The sequence below is a fragment of the Paenibacillus sp. J22FR5 genome (assembly GCF_059691975.1).
Genome location: NZ_JCAUAN010000015.1, coordinates 108071 through 121559, shown reverse-complemented (window position 1 = coordinate 121559; position 13489 = coordinate 108071). Strand labels below are relative to the sequence as shown.

Here is a 13489-nt window from a genome sequence, read left to right as displayed (position 1 = left end):
ATGATACCCGCATTGTGCAGGGATCATCATTTTTTTTGAAGAATACTTATTCAAAGAACCCCTGCTCAATGCCTTCATTGATAACGTTAAAGTAATCATCCATGTTCGCTACATTTGTAGTGAACAACTGCCCGAAAAGCTCCATTGTCAATCGGGCATTCTCGACATCGATGCTTGTCCGATAACGAAGCTCTCCGTCGGTTGTATCCAATTCAAAATTACCAACTACCAGATCATAGTTTTCCTCGATCAGGAATACAGCCATGCCTCCCCGATGTTCTTCAGGAACTAGCTCCGGAAAGATCGAGTACACGATGCAGAGCTGCTTCTCTTCATCTGTGCGGACCAAAACGACCCAAGTCCCTTGATCTCCAGCATAGGATAAACGAACAATCGTTTCATCGATCCATTCATATGGTATATGATTATCATTCAAGTAAGCTTCAACAATCTCATTCAACGAGGATCTAACTTCATTGGAAGTTGAAGGAGATCGCACAGGTTGCTGCTGAGCCCAAATCGTGCGATAACCTCTTTTTAACGTTCCCCCATCAAGTTCTTCAGGCAATTCCATCTTTTGCTTCACTTCTGTCACCAGCCAGCTTTCGCTGAGACGAAGAATACGCGCATCTTCGGAATCGTCCATCAAGGAATGCAGTACTTGTTCAACCTCTGTTCCATGATGCAGGGCCGTTGGCATAAGGCTGCGTCTTAACATGGCTCGAATTTCGATAGGTTGATCTTGCAGGAAGTCCATTTCCGTCTCACTACTCCTTGCGATCGCGAGCAGTCCCATCCATTCTCCAGCAATCATTTGTTGATATACACACCATTCCACTTCAAAAAATAGCGTACATAAGGTGTTCTCCTCCGAGACAGTCAGGTTGATCCTTTTCGCTGTAGCTTGAAGACTTTCCCCCATTAATGTGAAGAACGCGATCTCGTGGTCCAGATCCAGCCGCGAGTGCTCCGCGCTTCCACTATATCCTTTATCAACCATCTACTGGCCTCCTTTACACTATGATTCCATTTAATGGCTACTAGCTCAATATCCAACCATGTTAAGGCGTTGTTGTTGGTACGACTTGGCTTCCAGTCGTAGGTGGTGTTGCTTGGCTTGTCGGTGCTCCAGTACTGACAGCTGTTGATGGTGCTGATTGACCTGTTGGAGTTCCAGGACTTGCTGTAGTAGCAGTAGTAGCAGCAGGTGGTTTGTCTTTGCCGCCTCTTTCAAAACCCAAAAACTCATATTTTGTAGTTTTACCTTTGGCGAATTCAATTTTACCAAGTCGTTTGGATTTCTCTATAGCTACTTTCACAATCTCAGCATCGACTTCCAACGACTTTACTTGGCTGGCTTCAAGCGATATTTCCCAATCGCCTGGATTGGCCCAACCATCATATTCTTTTTTGAAACCTACTGACAACTGTAGGGCATTCGACAAGGCAATTTTATTCACTTGCTCAATGTCAGATGCACTGTCATCTTGTCCAGGAAGCCAAGAACGCATCGTATCGTTTACAGTCTCATCGCCCTGAATCTTCGCAGCAAAGCTCGCGCCAATATCGTCGAAATAATTGCCTGTGAATAGCGCATCACTACCCGCGTCAAGTGCAGTCCCAGCGGCTCTTTTCTTTCGATCTGACTCTGGTGCGGCAGCTTTCTTGAGTAACGCGGCAAGATTTTTACCGCCGCCAATAGCAGCAGTAACGATTTTCGAAACATATTTAGTGAAATCTCCGCCTTCTTCACCGAATTGAGACGGGATACTTGTTGAAAGCTGTAGACTCAATTCTTTAAGCAGCCATTCAGGCTTAGTTGGATCATCTTCATTTTTAGTTTTTGTTAATGAACCCTCAAGACCAAATGCGACCTTGTCTTTACCAAACCCGACTTCTATCTCTGTGGCTGCTTCGACGGTTGTGTTGATTTCGCCTTTGCCAATGGCATTTTTACCATTAGCCAACCGATCGCTAGCTGTCATCATACCTAACCCACTAACTTTCTTGCCTTTTGCCTCGATAATCTCTTTGTTGTATTTGCTAAGTCGTTTCAATGCAAGTTCTGCAGAGAACTCAGCAACACCAACGTTCGCTTCCATAGCCAGCTTTGCAAGTCCACCAACGTTCACCTCAGCATCTTCCACTAAATGCTGTTCTTCTATCATCATTGCCCATTTCTCAGCTTCTACTAACTTGGAATCTCCTGATCTTCCGCCAGCACCCCAGAAGTGAGCCGCTGCTGCAGGTTTAATACTGTTCATTTCTCTATATAAACCATAGGAGAGTAAATTCATAACACTATCCGTATCTTTACCTTTTCCTTCAAGGAAGAGCCCAAATCGTGCATTGGCATCAAAACCAAAGGTTGTAAATCCAGCACCAAACGTCAGTTGTGTGTTTACCGTCAAATCATCCTTTTCCCGTTCTGCTTCTCCACCGAAGCCAAACAAGAAATAGGCATGTCCACCGCCCGCTGCGGATGCAATCGGAATTTTCAGTTCAAAATCCAATGAGCTAGCGTCACCGGGATTGGGTGTAGAAAGATCAATCAGCTTGCCCATTTTGTTAAAGCCACTGTTTATATCAGGAGCTTCAACTGACTTTTTGATGACTGCTTTGGCAACCGTTTTTGTTTTCTCATCATTTTGGATGTCCGCTATGACTTGCTGAGCTTTAGCAGCATCTGGTACTGTGGCTGCTGTAGTTGCGGTTTTCTTCGTTCCCTTGCTTAGCTTTCTCGCTTCGAGAATAGCATTGGCTTTATTATCAAGAAGCAGTTTTTCAGCGAGAGCGTTAGCTCCCTTGATACTTGCTGTTTGAATTTTGGCTGCCTCTGCGCCACTTTTACGTGCTATGTCGTAGGCTGAACTTTTACCTGCATTGCTGAGCTTTTCAATGGTTGTGGCCTTCGGTATCAGAATCTCTAGTATCTTGTTGGCTTCTTCGGCCATTACATCGTCTACCAGTTTTTTAGAATCTTTGTAGGCGATCGCTTTTGTAGCCATTTTCATATATTCGGCTTTCATTGGGCCACTTGAAGCAATTTTACTAGCTGGGTTGGAGCTAGTTGACGCTGTACTTGCTGGTGTGGCTCCCGGAGTTGCCGTAGTCGCTGTCGTCGTACTGCTTTGTCCAGCACTAGTGACCTCGGCATCAATCTGCGCATTCACTTTTTCCCGAGCAGCTTGTTTAAGTCCATTTCGATACGCGTTCAACTCTTTGGATCTTCTGAATTCGCCTCGACCTACACCTAGTTTCAATAAAACTTCCTTCTTCAGTGGTTCAAAAAGCTTAGTTATATAGATATGTTCCATATCTCTAATTTCATGTGAAGTGCCACCGATATCTTCTGTTCGAAGCACCGTTTGGTCAACAAGAGAATTTTCTAGACCGATCCGCTTCGTTAACTCATCCGTCCCAACGTTTCCTACGTCTATTTGAGGAATACTAACGGTGCCTCCTGGCATCGACGGGGTTGCGTATTTCGTTGCAACTGCGATTTTTGCGCTTGTTAAAGCATTTGTAATAAATGTCTTTGCATAGTTGTTCAAATTTTTCTGAGCATCAGCAGCAGCTTTGGTCTTCTGTTTCGCAAACGCAGCATCATTAAGGCTAGGCGTAACCGAATCATAGGCCTTAAGCGCTTCAACTTTCATGCCGTTCTTTTTCGTTTCCGTAAATTGTTCATCCGCTTCTTTACCTGCATAATCTTTAACCGTGGTCATCATAATACTTTCAGCGCTCTCTAGCGCATATTTTAATGCATCATCCTTCTGTTCTTGCGTTCCCGATGTCATGCTATCTTTTATGGAGGATACTACTTTTGCTTTTACATTTTGACGAATAGCATTTGCTTTCGAATCGGTGGTCAAATAAGATTCCAGATTCTTTATGACTTTTTCTTTACTATCTGTGAAGGAAGTATTTACGAGAGTAGGAACTTTGGCATCTCTCTCAGCTTCCATTTGTGTCTTGCGCTGTTCCGCTGGGGATGGCGCTGGTGCAGGTCTTGGTGTTGAAGCTGTGGTTGTGGAAGATGTCGCGGTTGGCCCCCCCGCTCTTTGTACGACTGAATTTCCGCTGCCCATCCTTTGAAGCATGCCTTGAACAGCCCTGTTGCCCATGGTCCTCTGCATTTGCATGATTCTTGCAGAAGTCATTTGACGGGCATCCATCGTAGTTGGAGCTACACTCTCGGCTGTATTCGGTTGAGATTTGGCCGATATCTGGCTATTAGTTGTCCGAGATGCGGATGTGTGTTCGCTCACGACGAAGCCCCCTTGTACCTTCTTTGAAACCACGAATTCTATTAATTTCCATTGATTTTATTGTAGCATTTAAGATGACCTACCGTATACAATTTGCTTGTCGTTTTTAGCACGCCTAAACAAGAATAATGTTGAGATTTAGTATTTCAGGTCACCAAATTTTCTGATCAAATAAAAATGGCCAGCAGACGAAATCTGCCGGCCATTCTCCTTATCTCATACAGGAAACATTAAAGTTCAATAATCTTCGTTGCAATATTCTTGCAAAATTCGCTGTCATGCTCCACAAAAAGGATGGTTGATGCGTATTCCAGCAATAACTCTTCAATTTGCATCCGTGAAATAATATCAATAAAATTAAGCGGTTCATCCCAAATAAGTAAATGTGCCCTCTCACAAAGACTTTTTGCAATGAGAACTTTCTTTTTCTGACCGCCGCTAAACGCGGAAATATCCTTTTCAAACTGAACTCTGGAGAAATCTAGTTTTCTCAAAATAGCTTTAAATAGACTCTCATCAATGCCATTGTCTCTAGCGTAGTCTGTTAAATTCCCCTGCAAATGTGAGGTATCCTGTGACACATACGATATTTCAAGCTGGCTTCCCTTTCTGAAAGTCCCCGTATAGGTGATGTCTTCACCACAAATTAGCTTGATAATACTTGATTTCCCGGAGCCGTTTTTACCAGAAAGTGCAATTCGTTCACCTTGTTCAATTGTAAAACTGATATCTGTGCATACCGTCTTCTCACCGTAAAAAATCGAAACATGATCAAGTTCAGCAAGCTGATTTTTATGAAAATCAAGCTGTGAGATCTTTAAGCTGTCCGCTTTATCCATATTTTTAAGGAGTTTTGATCTTTCATCAATGGCAGACTCCTGTCTTTGCTCAATGGATTTAGAGCGTTTCATCATTTTAGCAGCCTTATGACCGATGTACCCTTTATCAACCTTGGATCCTGAATTCTTAGTCCCGTTTTTCGTTTTCTCCACTTCATCTGACCAGTGGCTCGTTCGTTTTGCAGCATCCGATAAACGTTTGATATCTTTTCTTAGCTTGTCATTCTCGGCAAGTTCATAGTTATCTTGTCTTTGTTTATTTTCCCACCAGACTGAGAAATTACCTTTTTGAATATCAATGTTGGTCCTATTAATTGAAAGGATGTGATCCACGCAGTTATCAAGAAAAGATCTGTCGTGTGACACCAGAATAAATCCGCTTTTCGCATTGAGATAATCACTGACAAGTTTTCTTGCTTGCAGATCAAGATGATTGGTTGGCTCATCAATTAAGAGAAAACTATTTTCCTTAAGAAATAAAGCAGCTAGTAACACCTTCGTTTGTTCTCCGTTAGACAATGAATCAAAGGACCGATACAATACATCGTCTGCGACCTTAAGCAATGAAAGTTCACGTATTAATTCCCAGTGAAGATAGTCAGGAAAAATCTCGTTGAGGATATCCATGGTATTCATTTCTTTATTCTCGATTGGGAAGGGAAAATATTCAAAGCTGACATTTGTAGAGATGTTTCCGCTGTACTCATATTTACCAAGTAACAAGTTGAGAAATGTGGTCTTCCCTCTACCGTTTCTCCCCGTAAATCCTAATTTCCAATCGGTATCGATTTGAAAGCTTACGTTCTCGAATATGTTATCGTAACTGCCGTCATAAGCATACGTTAAGTTTGTTACATTAATTAATGACATGAAATAAATTCCTCCTGTTTGCTACATGAAAAGGTTACTCACGATCTAACGGGACAGGGATGGAAATAGGGATTAGCGGGGCTAGTTTCGGCAGCCAGTATTACTCTTTCTCCACTTGCCCAACGGCCAATTCGGCACAAGGTAATCGCACGGCCATGACCTGTGGTCCACTCACACTAATGATAGCATAGTAAGGCTTTCGCATTCGAAGGAAAGGATGACTATAGATAAAGTTTCCTTATCTTTCACTTTATATGAACAAGACCGAGTGCATCTTTGAAAATTTGAACTTTTAGCGGTTGGGTTTGAACCTGTAGAATGCGTTTACTGGGATTGATGCTTGGATGAGAATTACAATAAATTAACTGCAGGAAATCCATCAATTCTACTTGCGCATCTGCGGGAACCTTTGCCATAAAGCCTGCCTTTGCAAGCTCCAATTCTGCGTTCATGGACATTGAACATCTCTCCTTTTTCGTTAAATTGCTACTTGCCTTTTGCTTGAATTTACAGCCTAAAATAAAACAAAAGATACCGAGTGGTATCTTTTGTTTTATGGCCACAGCATATTCATTACTGCAATGCGGAATTGTTGAAACCTTTGACGATGAGCCATATCGCTAATGTCATTTCATATGCGGCTACTGGAACCGCTAATATGGCTCCCCAAGCTGAAAGTTGCGTTATTGTTCCGAACATTTCTAACAAGGCTGCGATAAAAATGAGTGTTGCACCGCTTAGACCCATGTAGGAAATAAAGCGGGGAACGAGTCTGGATTTGTAGAGTAAATAACTGCACATCATCGTATTGATGCCTAACATGAAATTCGGCCCGAGTAAAAAGGTCCAATCATGAATGGCTATGAGAAGTGTACCTGAAGGTTCGAAAAAAGATTTATCAGGAGTGGCTAACGCCACGAATTCTTGACTCAAGGTCAAAAGTGATAATACGCTGATTATTCCAATCGTAATAATGACCGCCTCGAGAAACCTGAAGCAAACGTACCCAAGGGCCATACTTTCATTTTGCTTTCTTAATAGCGGAAAAAGTGTAATCGCAGTGCCAATCGCTGAAACAACGAGCATCAACTCGAAAATCGCTCCTAGGATTACCTGATTAGCATGTTCAGCACCAGAAGTCAGGTAATTAGGATCATTTAGAACTGGATTGTACAGGATAAGTCCTACGATTGACGTAACCGCTGCAAGTATAAATAGAATGCCCACAATGGTTGCTCTCTTCTTATTGGAATTCATTTGTTGAGCTCCTTTTTAGGTATTAGACATACGTCTTCTTCATCCAATCTGTGATGCCAAGTCCCTCTGATTCATATAACTCCTCGAAATCGGCAACTCTAAGAATTGAACCGTTCTTGATCGCTATAAAGCTATCTAGCAGTGATTCAATTTCTGAGATTTCATGGCTCGTCATAATGAGCGTTTGAGATTCCAAGTCAACATAAGAAATCATCCCTTTTACAATCGAATCTCGTACCATCGGGTCAAGACCTGATAAGGGCTCATCCAACAAAAGGTACGGCACTTCTCTCGCCAAAGTAAGTATGATTTTTAACCTTCCACGATTTCCTTTCGAAAGATTTTTAATTTTCATCTGAGGTTCCAGCTGCATGAATGTCATGATTTCTTCGGCTTTTGCCATGTTAAAATCCTTATATTGTGATGCCTGGAAATCCATCGCTTCTCTGATTGTGAATATCGAATAATATGAACCCATCTCCGATAAATAAGAAACGACTGTGCTTGTTTTTCGGTTGGCCCTCTCTCCGTTTACGATTACCTTCCCAACCGAGGGAAGCGCTAATCCGGAAATAAGCTTCAATAGTGTTGACTTTCCACTTCCGTTCTCACCAACAATACCTACGATTCTACCAATTGGCAGTGCAAGTGAAATGTTATGGAGGACGGATTGCTTGTTATATGTTTTGGAAACATTCGTCAACTGAATCATTTTACTCATCTCCTTTGTCCAATCTAGTTAAGTGCTCCTGTAGCCCTGAAATTATTTCATTTGAGCTAAATCCCATTTCCTGCATGACCTGGATAAATGATAGGATCTGTTCATTTTTCAAACTTTCACGCTGTTGGTCCAAACGATCCTCGCGTTCTGTCACGAACGTACCTTGGCCTCTTCTCGTATCCAGAATTCCCTCACGCTCCAATTCACTGTACGTACGCTGAATGGTGTTTGGATTCACACTGTACTTGAGTCCCATATCACGCACGGAAGGCAGTTTCTCACCTGCTTTCAATTCGTTACTAACAATTTGTCGTTTGATACGATCTGCTAGTTGTAGATAAATTGGTTTTGAAGCATTAAATTCTTCCATAGCTACACCTCAACTTTATTGTCAAACATCCACGCGCTCAGTATGAACAATCCAATGATAATCAAGAAGGTATACAGGTATTCTCCTGCATATGTTTTTATGGGATCTATTGAAAATGTAGGAAAAGAATAGCTGATGCGTCCCCATTGTGTAGCTAAACTATATGGTTTAGTGGATTCGATTAGGGCATTCATCCAATTAGGTATAATAACTGCCCCAATTATAACGATCCAGCTCCATCGCCCGATTTTTAATTTAAGGAATTGAAAAAGGGTCCAAAGCAATATTACCCATACGCCGACGATGATCGATATCAATACGATATGAAGAAATATGAGTAAACCTGATATCTTAGTATCTGACCAATAGGCTTCAATTAAGTCGAATTTGGGAAGGATAAGCAGTCCAGACATGAAGTATAACATTAAGAGTGATATAACCAACATGAACAGCGCATTCACAATTTTACTTAACAATAATGCCGAAGCAGGCCGAGGATTATGGAGCCAGAGATGAAGCTGTTGAGACTCTGCTTTCAAACTGATCCATACCATTATCGGTATATAAACAATATGAAAAACTACAGCAGCTACTAAAGGTAAAAAAATGAGCAAGGTATCTTCTGCTAGTTCCCCCAAATAGAATGTCAACATCACAATGAATAAATTAATAACAAGTCCTACGAAAAATACGGTTCTTGTTAATTTGAAATCTTTTACAAATAAAGCCATCCATGACTTCATCCACATATCTCCTCCTTAGGGATATACAACCATTTATAAATTGTATTAATGTTATAGTACACTAATTCAGCAGAACATGTAAATAGACAATATAAATTTAATTTTTCGTTTATATTCTGTTTAAAAATGTCAGTTACAATTCCCTTATACTTAGTTATTTAGGAGGAATTACAGTGGCTCATGGACACAGAAATGAAATAGAACGGAACCATGGTGATTGGGCTGTTGAAGCGCGCGGACTGGTCAAATCTTTTGGCGAAAATCGCGCGGTGGACGGCATCAATTTGAACGTGAAAGCGGGGACGATATACGGCGTGCTAGGTCCAAATGGCGCAGGCAAGACCACTACGATCAATATGTTGGCGACCTTACTTAGGCCGGATGCAGGATCAGCGAAAATCTTCGGGCACGATGTGGTGAAGGAATCGCAAATCGTTCGTCAATTAATCGGAGTTACAGGTCAATACGCATCCGTCGATGAGTCGCTCAGTGCGACTGAGAACTTGATGATCTTCTCGCGGTTGCTCGGACTAGGACGTAAAGAGGCGCGCCAAAAGACATCAGACTTGCTTGAGGAATTTGGTCTGACGGAAGCCGCAAAGCGCCCTTTGAAAAACTTCTCTGGCGGTATGCGTCGCCGGTTAGATCTAGCGGCAAGCCTGATCGCACAGCCCCCACTCATCTTTCTGGATGAACCGACGACTGGGTTAGACCCGCGAACGCGTGCACAGATGTGGGACACAATACGTCGGTTGGTGAACACAGGGTCTACCATATTGTTAACAACACAATATCTCGAAGAGGCAGATCAATTGGCAGACCGTGTTGCGGTCATCGATCGTGGGCGAGTCGTTGCTGAAGGTACCGTTGATGAATTGAAAGCGTCGGTCGGTACATCGTCATTGCAACTCATTGTCCAAGATCCACAGGACATCGGGCAAGCCTCTCGTATCGTTACACAAGTGCTCAAGGTTCAATCTGCCGTATCAGGTGGAAAGATTACGGCTCCGATGGCGAATGCCGACCGTGTCACCGACCTGCTTATCTCCCTACGCGAGGCGGGTATTCACTTGGCAGAGATGAGCGTGCAGAAACCGACCTTAGACGAGGTATTTCTAACCATAACAGGTCAAGGTATTAAGGTTCAGGCGCCATCGACATCCGATTCATCGAACAACGTACAGGAGGCACGAGTATGAGTACATCCATTAAACCAGTTGCCGATCGCCAACTGAGAAATCGCACTAGTTTCCGTCAGTCGGTTCGCAACTCACTGACCATGGCCTATCGGGGATTGCTGAAAATTCGCCGAACACCTGAACAGTTGTTCGATGTTACACTTCAACCCATCATTTTCACCCTGATGTTTACTTATATATTTGGCGGAGCTATCTCTGGTGATGTGGTGAGTTATTTGCCTGTCATTATTCCCGGCATCCTCGTTCAGACCGTGATAACTACCTCTATTGTCACAGGAGTGCAACTGCGAGAGGACATGGATAAAGGTGTGTTCGACCGATTTAAGTCACTGCCTATCGCACGAATAGCGCCATTGGCTGGAGCTTTGTTGGCTGATACCATAAGGTATACCATTGCTACAGTGCTTACTTTTACTATGGGCTTTATCATGGGCTATCGACCTGAGGGTGGCTTGGATCACGTCGCCATCGCTGCACTGCTTGTTATTTTCTGCTCATGGGCAATCAGCTGGATCTTTGCCTTCTTCGGCGTAATCGCCCGCACAGCTTCAAGCGTACAAGGGATATCCATGATTGTATTGTTCCCGCTAACGTTTCTTTCCAATGCGTTCGTGCCGGTTGATACGATGCCAAATTGGCTCCAGTGGTTTGTTAAAATCAATCCGATCTCCCACCTCGTGTCTGCCGTCCGAGAACTTGCCAATCATGGAACTGTAGGCTGGGATCTCACCATCTCGCTGATCGGTGCTATTATCATCGTTGCGATCTTTGCTCCAATCACGGTCATTGCCTATATGCGCCGGACGTAACAGATCGCTTTATCAATTCAAACAAGCCGCTTAATTAGGCGGCTTGTTGCATGTCTATGTACGTGCTCTATTATTTTACCCGAATGATCACTTTCCCCTTATGCTGTCCTTCTCCAAAATATCGTAGAGCTTCAGCAACCTCGCTGAGCGGATAATGGCTATCAATTACAGGTGCTAGTTTACCTGACGTTATAAGTTCAACCAAATAAGTCTGATCATTTGCATGAGGTTTGTGTATGAGGATCCCCATGTTTTTATTTCCTGTCAGCGATATCAAGGGTCCTAAGATCATGACTTGGAATATCCGTAACATGGAGCCTCCCACCATGACATATTGCCCATTTGGCTGTAACGCACGCTTGCATGCCATCATTGGTCGCGTTCCAACCATATCAAGAATCAAGTCATAACGTTGACCATTGGTCGTGAAATCAACTTGGGTATAGTCGATGACCTCATTAGCACCAAGTGATCGCAGCATATCCAATTTCTCCGTGCTGTCCACGGCAGTCACTTCTGCCCCATATAACTTGGCAAGCTGTATCGCAAATGTACCCACGCCGCCACCTGCACCATTAATTAATACCTGTTGTCTTTCACGAATCCGTCCTTTATCGCGTAATCCTTGCAAGGCGAGAACTGCTGCTTGTGGTACTGCCGCCGCTTCCTCAAAGGTTATCCTTGGTGGTTTGAGTGATAATGCCTTTTCATTCGCACATACAGATTCCGCAAATCCGCCCCACCCACAGCCAGAAATGTCACCGAAAACCTCATCACCAGGCTGAAAATGCTTTACGTCCCTGCCAACCGCTTCAACGCGCCCAGCAATATCTGCTCCGAGTATGTTGTATTTAGGTTTAAACAAGCCCCCGAGGCGCACCAAGAAAGGTATACCTCTAAGAAGATCCCAGTCCCATGAATTTATGGATGCCGCATGAATGTTAATCAATACTTCATCATTTTTGGGGATGGGTTTTGCTAATTCGTTGACTTTAAGAACGTCAGGAGTTCCATATTTGTTGTAAGTGATGGCTTTGATGAAACTTCCTCCTCAACATTTATTGGTATAAGGTATTTACTTCAAGCCACTAAACCTTCTTTTTCAGCATGACTGATTCAACTTGCCCATCTTTGGAAGTCGCATTGACATACAATTGATAATCACCTGCTTGGTAAAATAACGTCCAAAAACCATCAACGCCATCGATTTGGCTGGTTGGGTTTCCAAGAGCTTTTTTGATTTCGGCCAGTGTGTAGGGCACCGAATCTCCAAGAACTCGAATGGCCTCAACAAGGTGATTATTCGGTCCAAAATACATGTGGTAATTATACCAACGTTGAAATTGCACCTGCCTAGAACCGATTTCATGAGGTTGCCCCCATTTCGCAATGACTTCCTCTTGAGTGGCACCAATGCCAAATTCAATTCCTCGCACTTTTCCCATTGAAGCGAGTTCCATAAATTTGCCGTCAAGTACAATCTTATTTTTCAAATGAGCGATCGAACTTTCATCACCTGGCACAGGCTCTTTTCCATCAATCAGTGGGAAATTGGAATAGGTATTCTGAAAAATAACTCCTCTGATCGTAGGAACCTGTATTTCCAGCAACAAATAATCATTCAATCTTGTCTTCTCGCTATTCGCGGCATATTGATACGACTGATATGAAATATATACCTCTCCAGCAGATAAAATTACATCTTCTAACTCCACCGAATCAGAAAACGACGAGGACGACTTCATCATCACATAGGTTCGATCACCGAACACTCGGTATTCCTTTTTCCAATCGGGAAGCTTTAATAAGGCTTCAGCCCATTCCTTCACTTCAACGGGTGCTTGAGCTAGAGATACGTTTCTATAGATTTCAGAAATTTGATTGCCTTGCGGCATATAGTTCAGAAAACCACTTACAAGCCATATCCCATCATGCGAATAATCTTTTCTCATATAGACCATGTAAGCCTGTTGATCACTGGTTGTGATGAGCAAGGAGCGAGGATTTACCGGTTTTCCGATCGTTTGAAATGTAGCGATTTCCTTGTTTAGACGTGATTTAGCAAAATGTTTTAGAACATGGCTATAATCCTTATTTTCAGGATTGGCCTGCATTTCCTTCAGTTGATCTTCCGTGTATTCGAACCCTTCATTACTATCGTGAACCCGTGACAACATTCGAAGTAATGTATCCCTATCCTTCAAATTCAAGCTTTGCTCCTCAATATTGAGAGTAGCTTTGTTTTCCTGGTTGAAGGTCGGACTTGGCACCATGGTCGAGTTTACCTCTGACTGTGTTTGGTGACTCGTCATTGAGTAACCCCCACCGACTCCTACAAGCAACGCACAAATCATCATGATGACATATTTGATCGGCATACGGTTTCCCTCCTTTATTCCATTAACTCTAT

Annotated in this window: 12 protein-coding genes; 2 read left to right on the top strand and 10 right to left on the bottom strand. The window is 42.9% G+C overall.

Going from position 1 to position 13489, the window contains the following annotated elements; all coding sequences use genetic code 11:
- Window positions 1–46 precede the first annotated feature (46 nt).
- The 8 genes from AC58P7_RS19445 to AC58P7_RS19410 all read right to left on the bottom strand — a co-directional run bounded on the left by AC58P7_RS19445 (window position 47) and on the right by AC58P7_RS19410 (window position 9071).
- Window positions 47–1000 (bottom strand): YbjN domain-containing protein, encoded by a 954-nt coding sequence (locus AC58P7_RS19445; protein WP_497345716.1) that lies wholly within the window; start codon window positions 998–1000, stop codon window positions 47–49.
- A 61-nt stretch (window positions 1001–1061) separates the two neighbouring features.
- Window positions 1062–4271, bottom strand: a complete 3210-nt coding sequence (locus AC58P7_RS19440) for a hypothetical protein (protein WP_497345715.1) — start codon at window positions 4269–4271, stop codon at window positions 1062–1064.
- Window positions 4272–4501: 230 nt separating this feature from the next.
- Window positions 4502–5980 carry an Lsa family ABC-F type ribosomal protection protein gene (locus AC58P7_RS19435; RefSeq protein ID WP_497345714.1) on the bottom strand — a complete coding sequence of 493 codons (1479 nt, stop codon included), beginning with the start codon at window positions 5978–5980 and terminating at the stop codon, window positions 4502–4504.
- Between the two features lie 245 nt (window positions 5981–6225).
- Window positions 6226–6438, bottom strand: coding sequence for a hypothetical protein (locus tag AC58P7_RS19430; protein WP_497345712.1), 213 nt, complete (start codon window positions 6436–6438; stop codon window positions 6226–6228).
- A gap of 115 nt (window positions 6439–6553) precedes the next feature.
- Window positions 6554–7237, bottom strand: coding sequence for a DUF4386 domain-containing protein (locus AC58P7_RS19425; protein WP_497345711.1), 684 nt, complete (start codon window positions 7235–7237; stop codon window positions 6554–6556).
- A 22-nt stretch (window positions 7238–7259) separates the two neighbouring features.
- Complete coding sequence (locus tag AC58P7_RS19420) at window positions 7260–7958, bottom strand: ATP-binding cassette domain-containing protein (RefSeq protein ID WP_497345709.1); 699 nt, start codon at window positions 7956–7958, stop codon at window positions 7260–7262.
- Entirely contained in the window at window positions 7951–8328 is a 378-nt protein-coding gene (locus AC58P7_RS19415; RefSeq protein ID WP_497345707.1) for a GntR family transcriptional regulator, read from the bottom strand. The genes AC58P7_RS19420 and AC58P7_RS19415 overlap by 8 nt, the downstream gene beginning before the upstream one ends.
- A 2-nt stretch (window positions 8329–8330) precedes the next feature.
- Window positions 8331–9071, bottom strand: a complete 741-nt coding sequence (locus AC58P7_RS19410; protein WP_497345705.1) for a hypothetical protein — start codon at window positions 9069–9071, stop codon at window positions 8331–8333.
- 173 nt (window positions 9072–9244) lie between these two features.
- Between AC58P7_RS19410 and AC58P7_RS19405 the strand changes: the two genes are divergently transcribed.
- Together AC58P7_RS19405 and AC58P7_RS19400 are read left to right on the top strand one after the other, a co-directional pair.
- On the top strand, window positions 9245–10270 hold the full coding sequence (locus AC58P7_RS19405) for an ATP-binding cassette domain-containing protein (protein ID WP_497345703.1): 1026 nt from the start codon (window positions 9245–9247) through the stop codon (window positions 10268–10270).
- Window positions 10267–11079, top strand: coding sequence for an ABC transporter permease (locus AC58P7_RS19400; RefSeq protein WP_497345701.1), 813 nt, complete (start codon window positions 10267–10269; stop codon window positions 11077–11079). The genes AC58P7_RS19405 and AC58P7_RS19400 overlap by 4 nt, the downstream gene beginning before the upstream one ends.
- Window positions 11080–11149: 70 nt before the next feature.
- Here the strand turns inward: AC58P7_RS19400 and AC58P7_RS19395 are convergent, their stop codons facing one another.
- Together AC58P7_RS19395 and AC58P7_RS19390 are read right to left on the bottom strand one after the other, a co-directional pair.
- On the bottom strand, window positions 11150–12049 hold the full coding sequence (locus AC58P7_RS19395) for an NAD(P)-dependent alcohol dehydrogenase (RefSeq protein ID WP_497345760.1): 900 nt from the start codon (window positions 12047–12049) through the stop codon (window positions 11150–11152).
- Window positions 12050–12167: 118 nt separating this feature from the next.
- Complete coding sequence (locus tag AC58P7_RS19390) at window positions 12168–13457, bottom strand: DUF4309 domain-containing protein (RefSeq protein ID WP_497345699.1); 1290 nt, start codon at window positions 13455–13457, stop codon at window positions 12168–12170.
- Window positions 13458–13489: the final 32 nt, after the last annotated feature.

Bases quoted from the DNA above. Each gene is read 5' to 3' on its own strand.
- AC58P7_RS19445 (WP_497345716.1), bottom strand. From the start codon at position 1,000: ATGGTTGATAAAGGATATAGTGGAAGCGCGGAGCACTCGCGGCTGGAT.
- AC58P7_RS19435 (WP_497345714.1), bottom strand. From the start codon at position 5,980: ATGTCATTAATTAATGTAACAAACTTAACGTATGCTTATGACGGCAGT.
- AC58P7_RS19430 (WP_497345712.1), bottom strand. From the start codon at position 6,438: ATGTCCATGAACGCAGAATTGGAGCTTGCAAAGGCAGGCTTTATGGCA.
- AC58P7_RS19425 (WP_497345711.1), bottom strand. From the start codon at position 7,237: ATGAATTCCAATAAGAAGAGAGCAACCATTGTGGGCATTCTATTTATA.
- AC58P7_RS19420 (WP_497345709.1), bottom strand. From the start codon at position 7,958: ATGAGTAAAATGATTCAGTTGACGAATGTTTCCAAAACATATAACAAG.
- AC58P7_RS19415 (WP_497345707.1), bottom strand. From the start codon at position 8,328: ATGGAAGAATTTAATGCTTCAAAACCAATTTATCTACAACTAGCAGAT.
- AC58P7_RS19410 (WP_497345705.1), bottom strand. From the start codon at position 9,071: ATGAAGTCATGGATGGCTTTATTTGTAAAAGATTTCAAATTAACAAGA.
- AC58P7_RS19400 (WP_497345701.1), top strand. From the start codon at position 10,267: ATGAGTACATCCATTAAACCAGTTGCCGATCGCCAACTGAGAAATCGC.
- AC58P7_RS19390 (WP_497345699.1), bottom strand. From the start codon at position 13,457: ATGCCGATCAAATATGTCATCATGATGATTTGTGCGTTGCTTGTAGGA.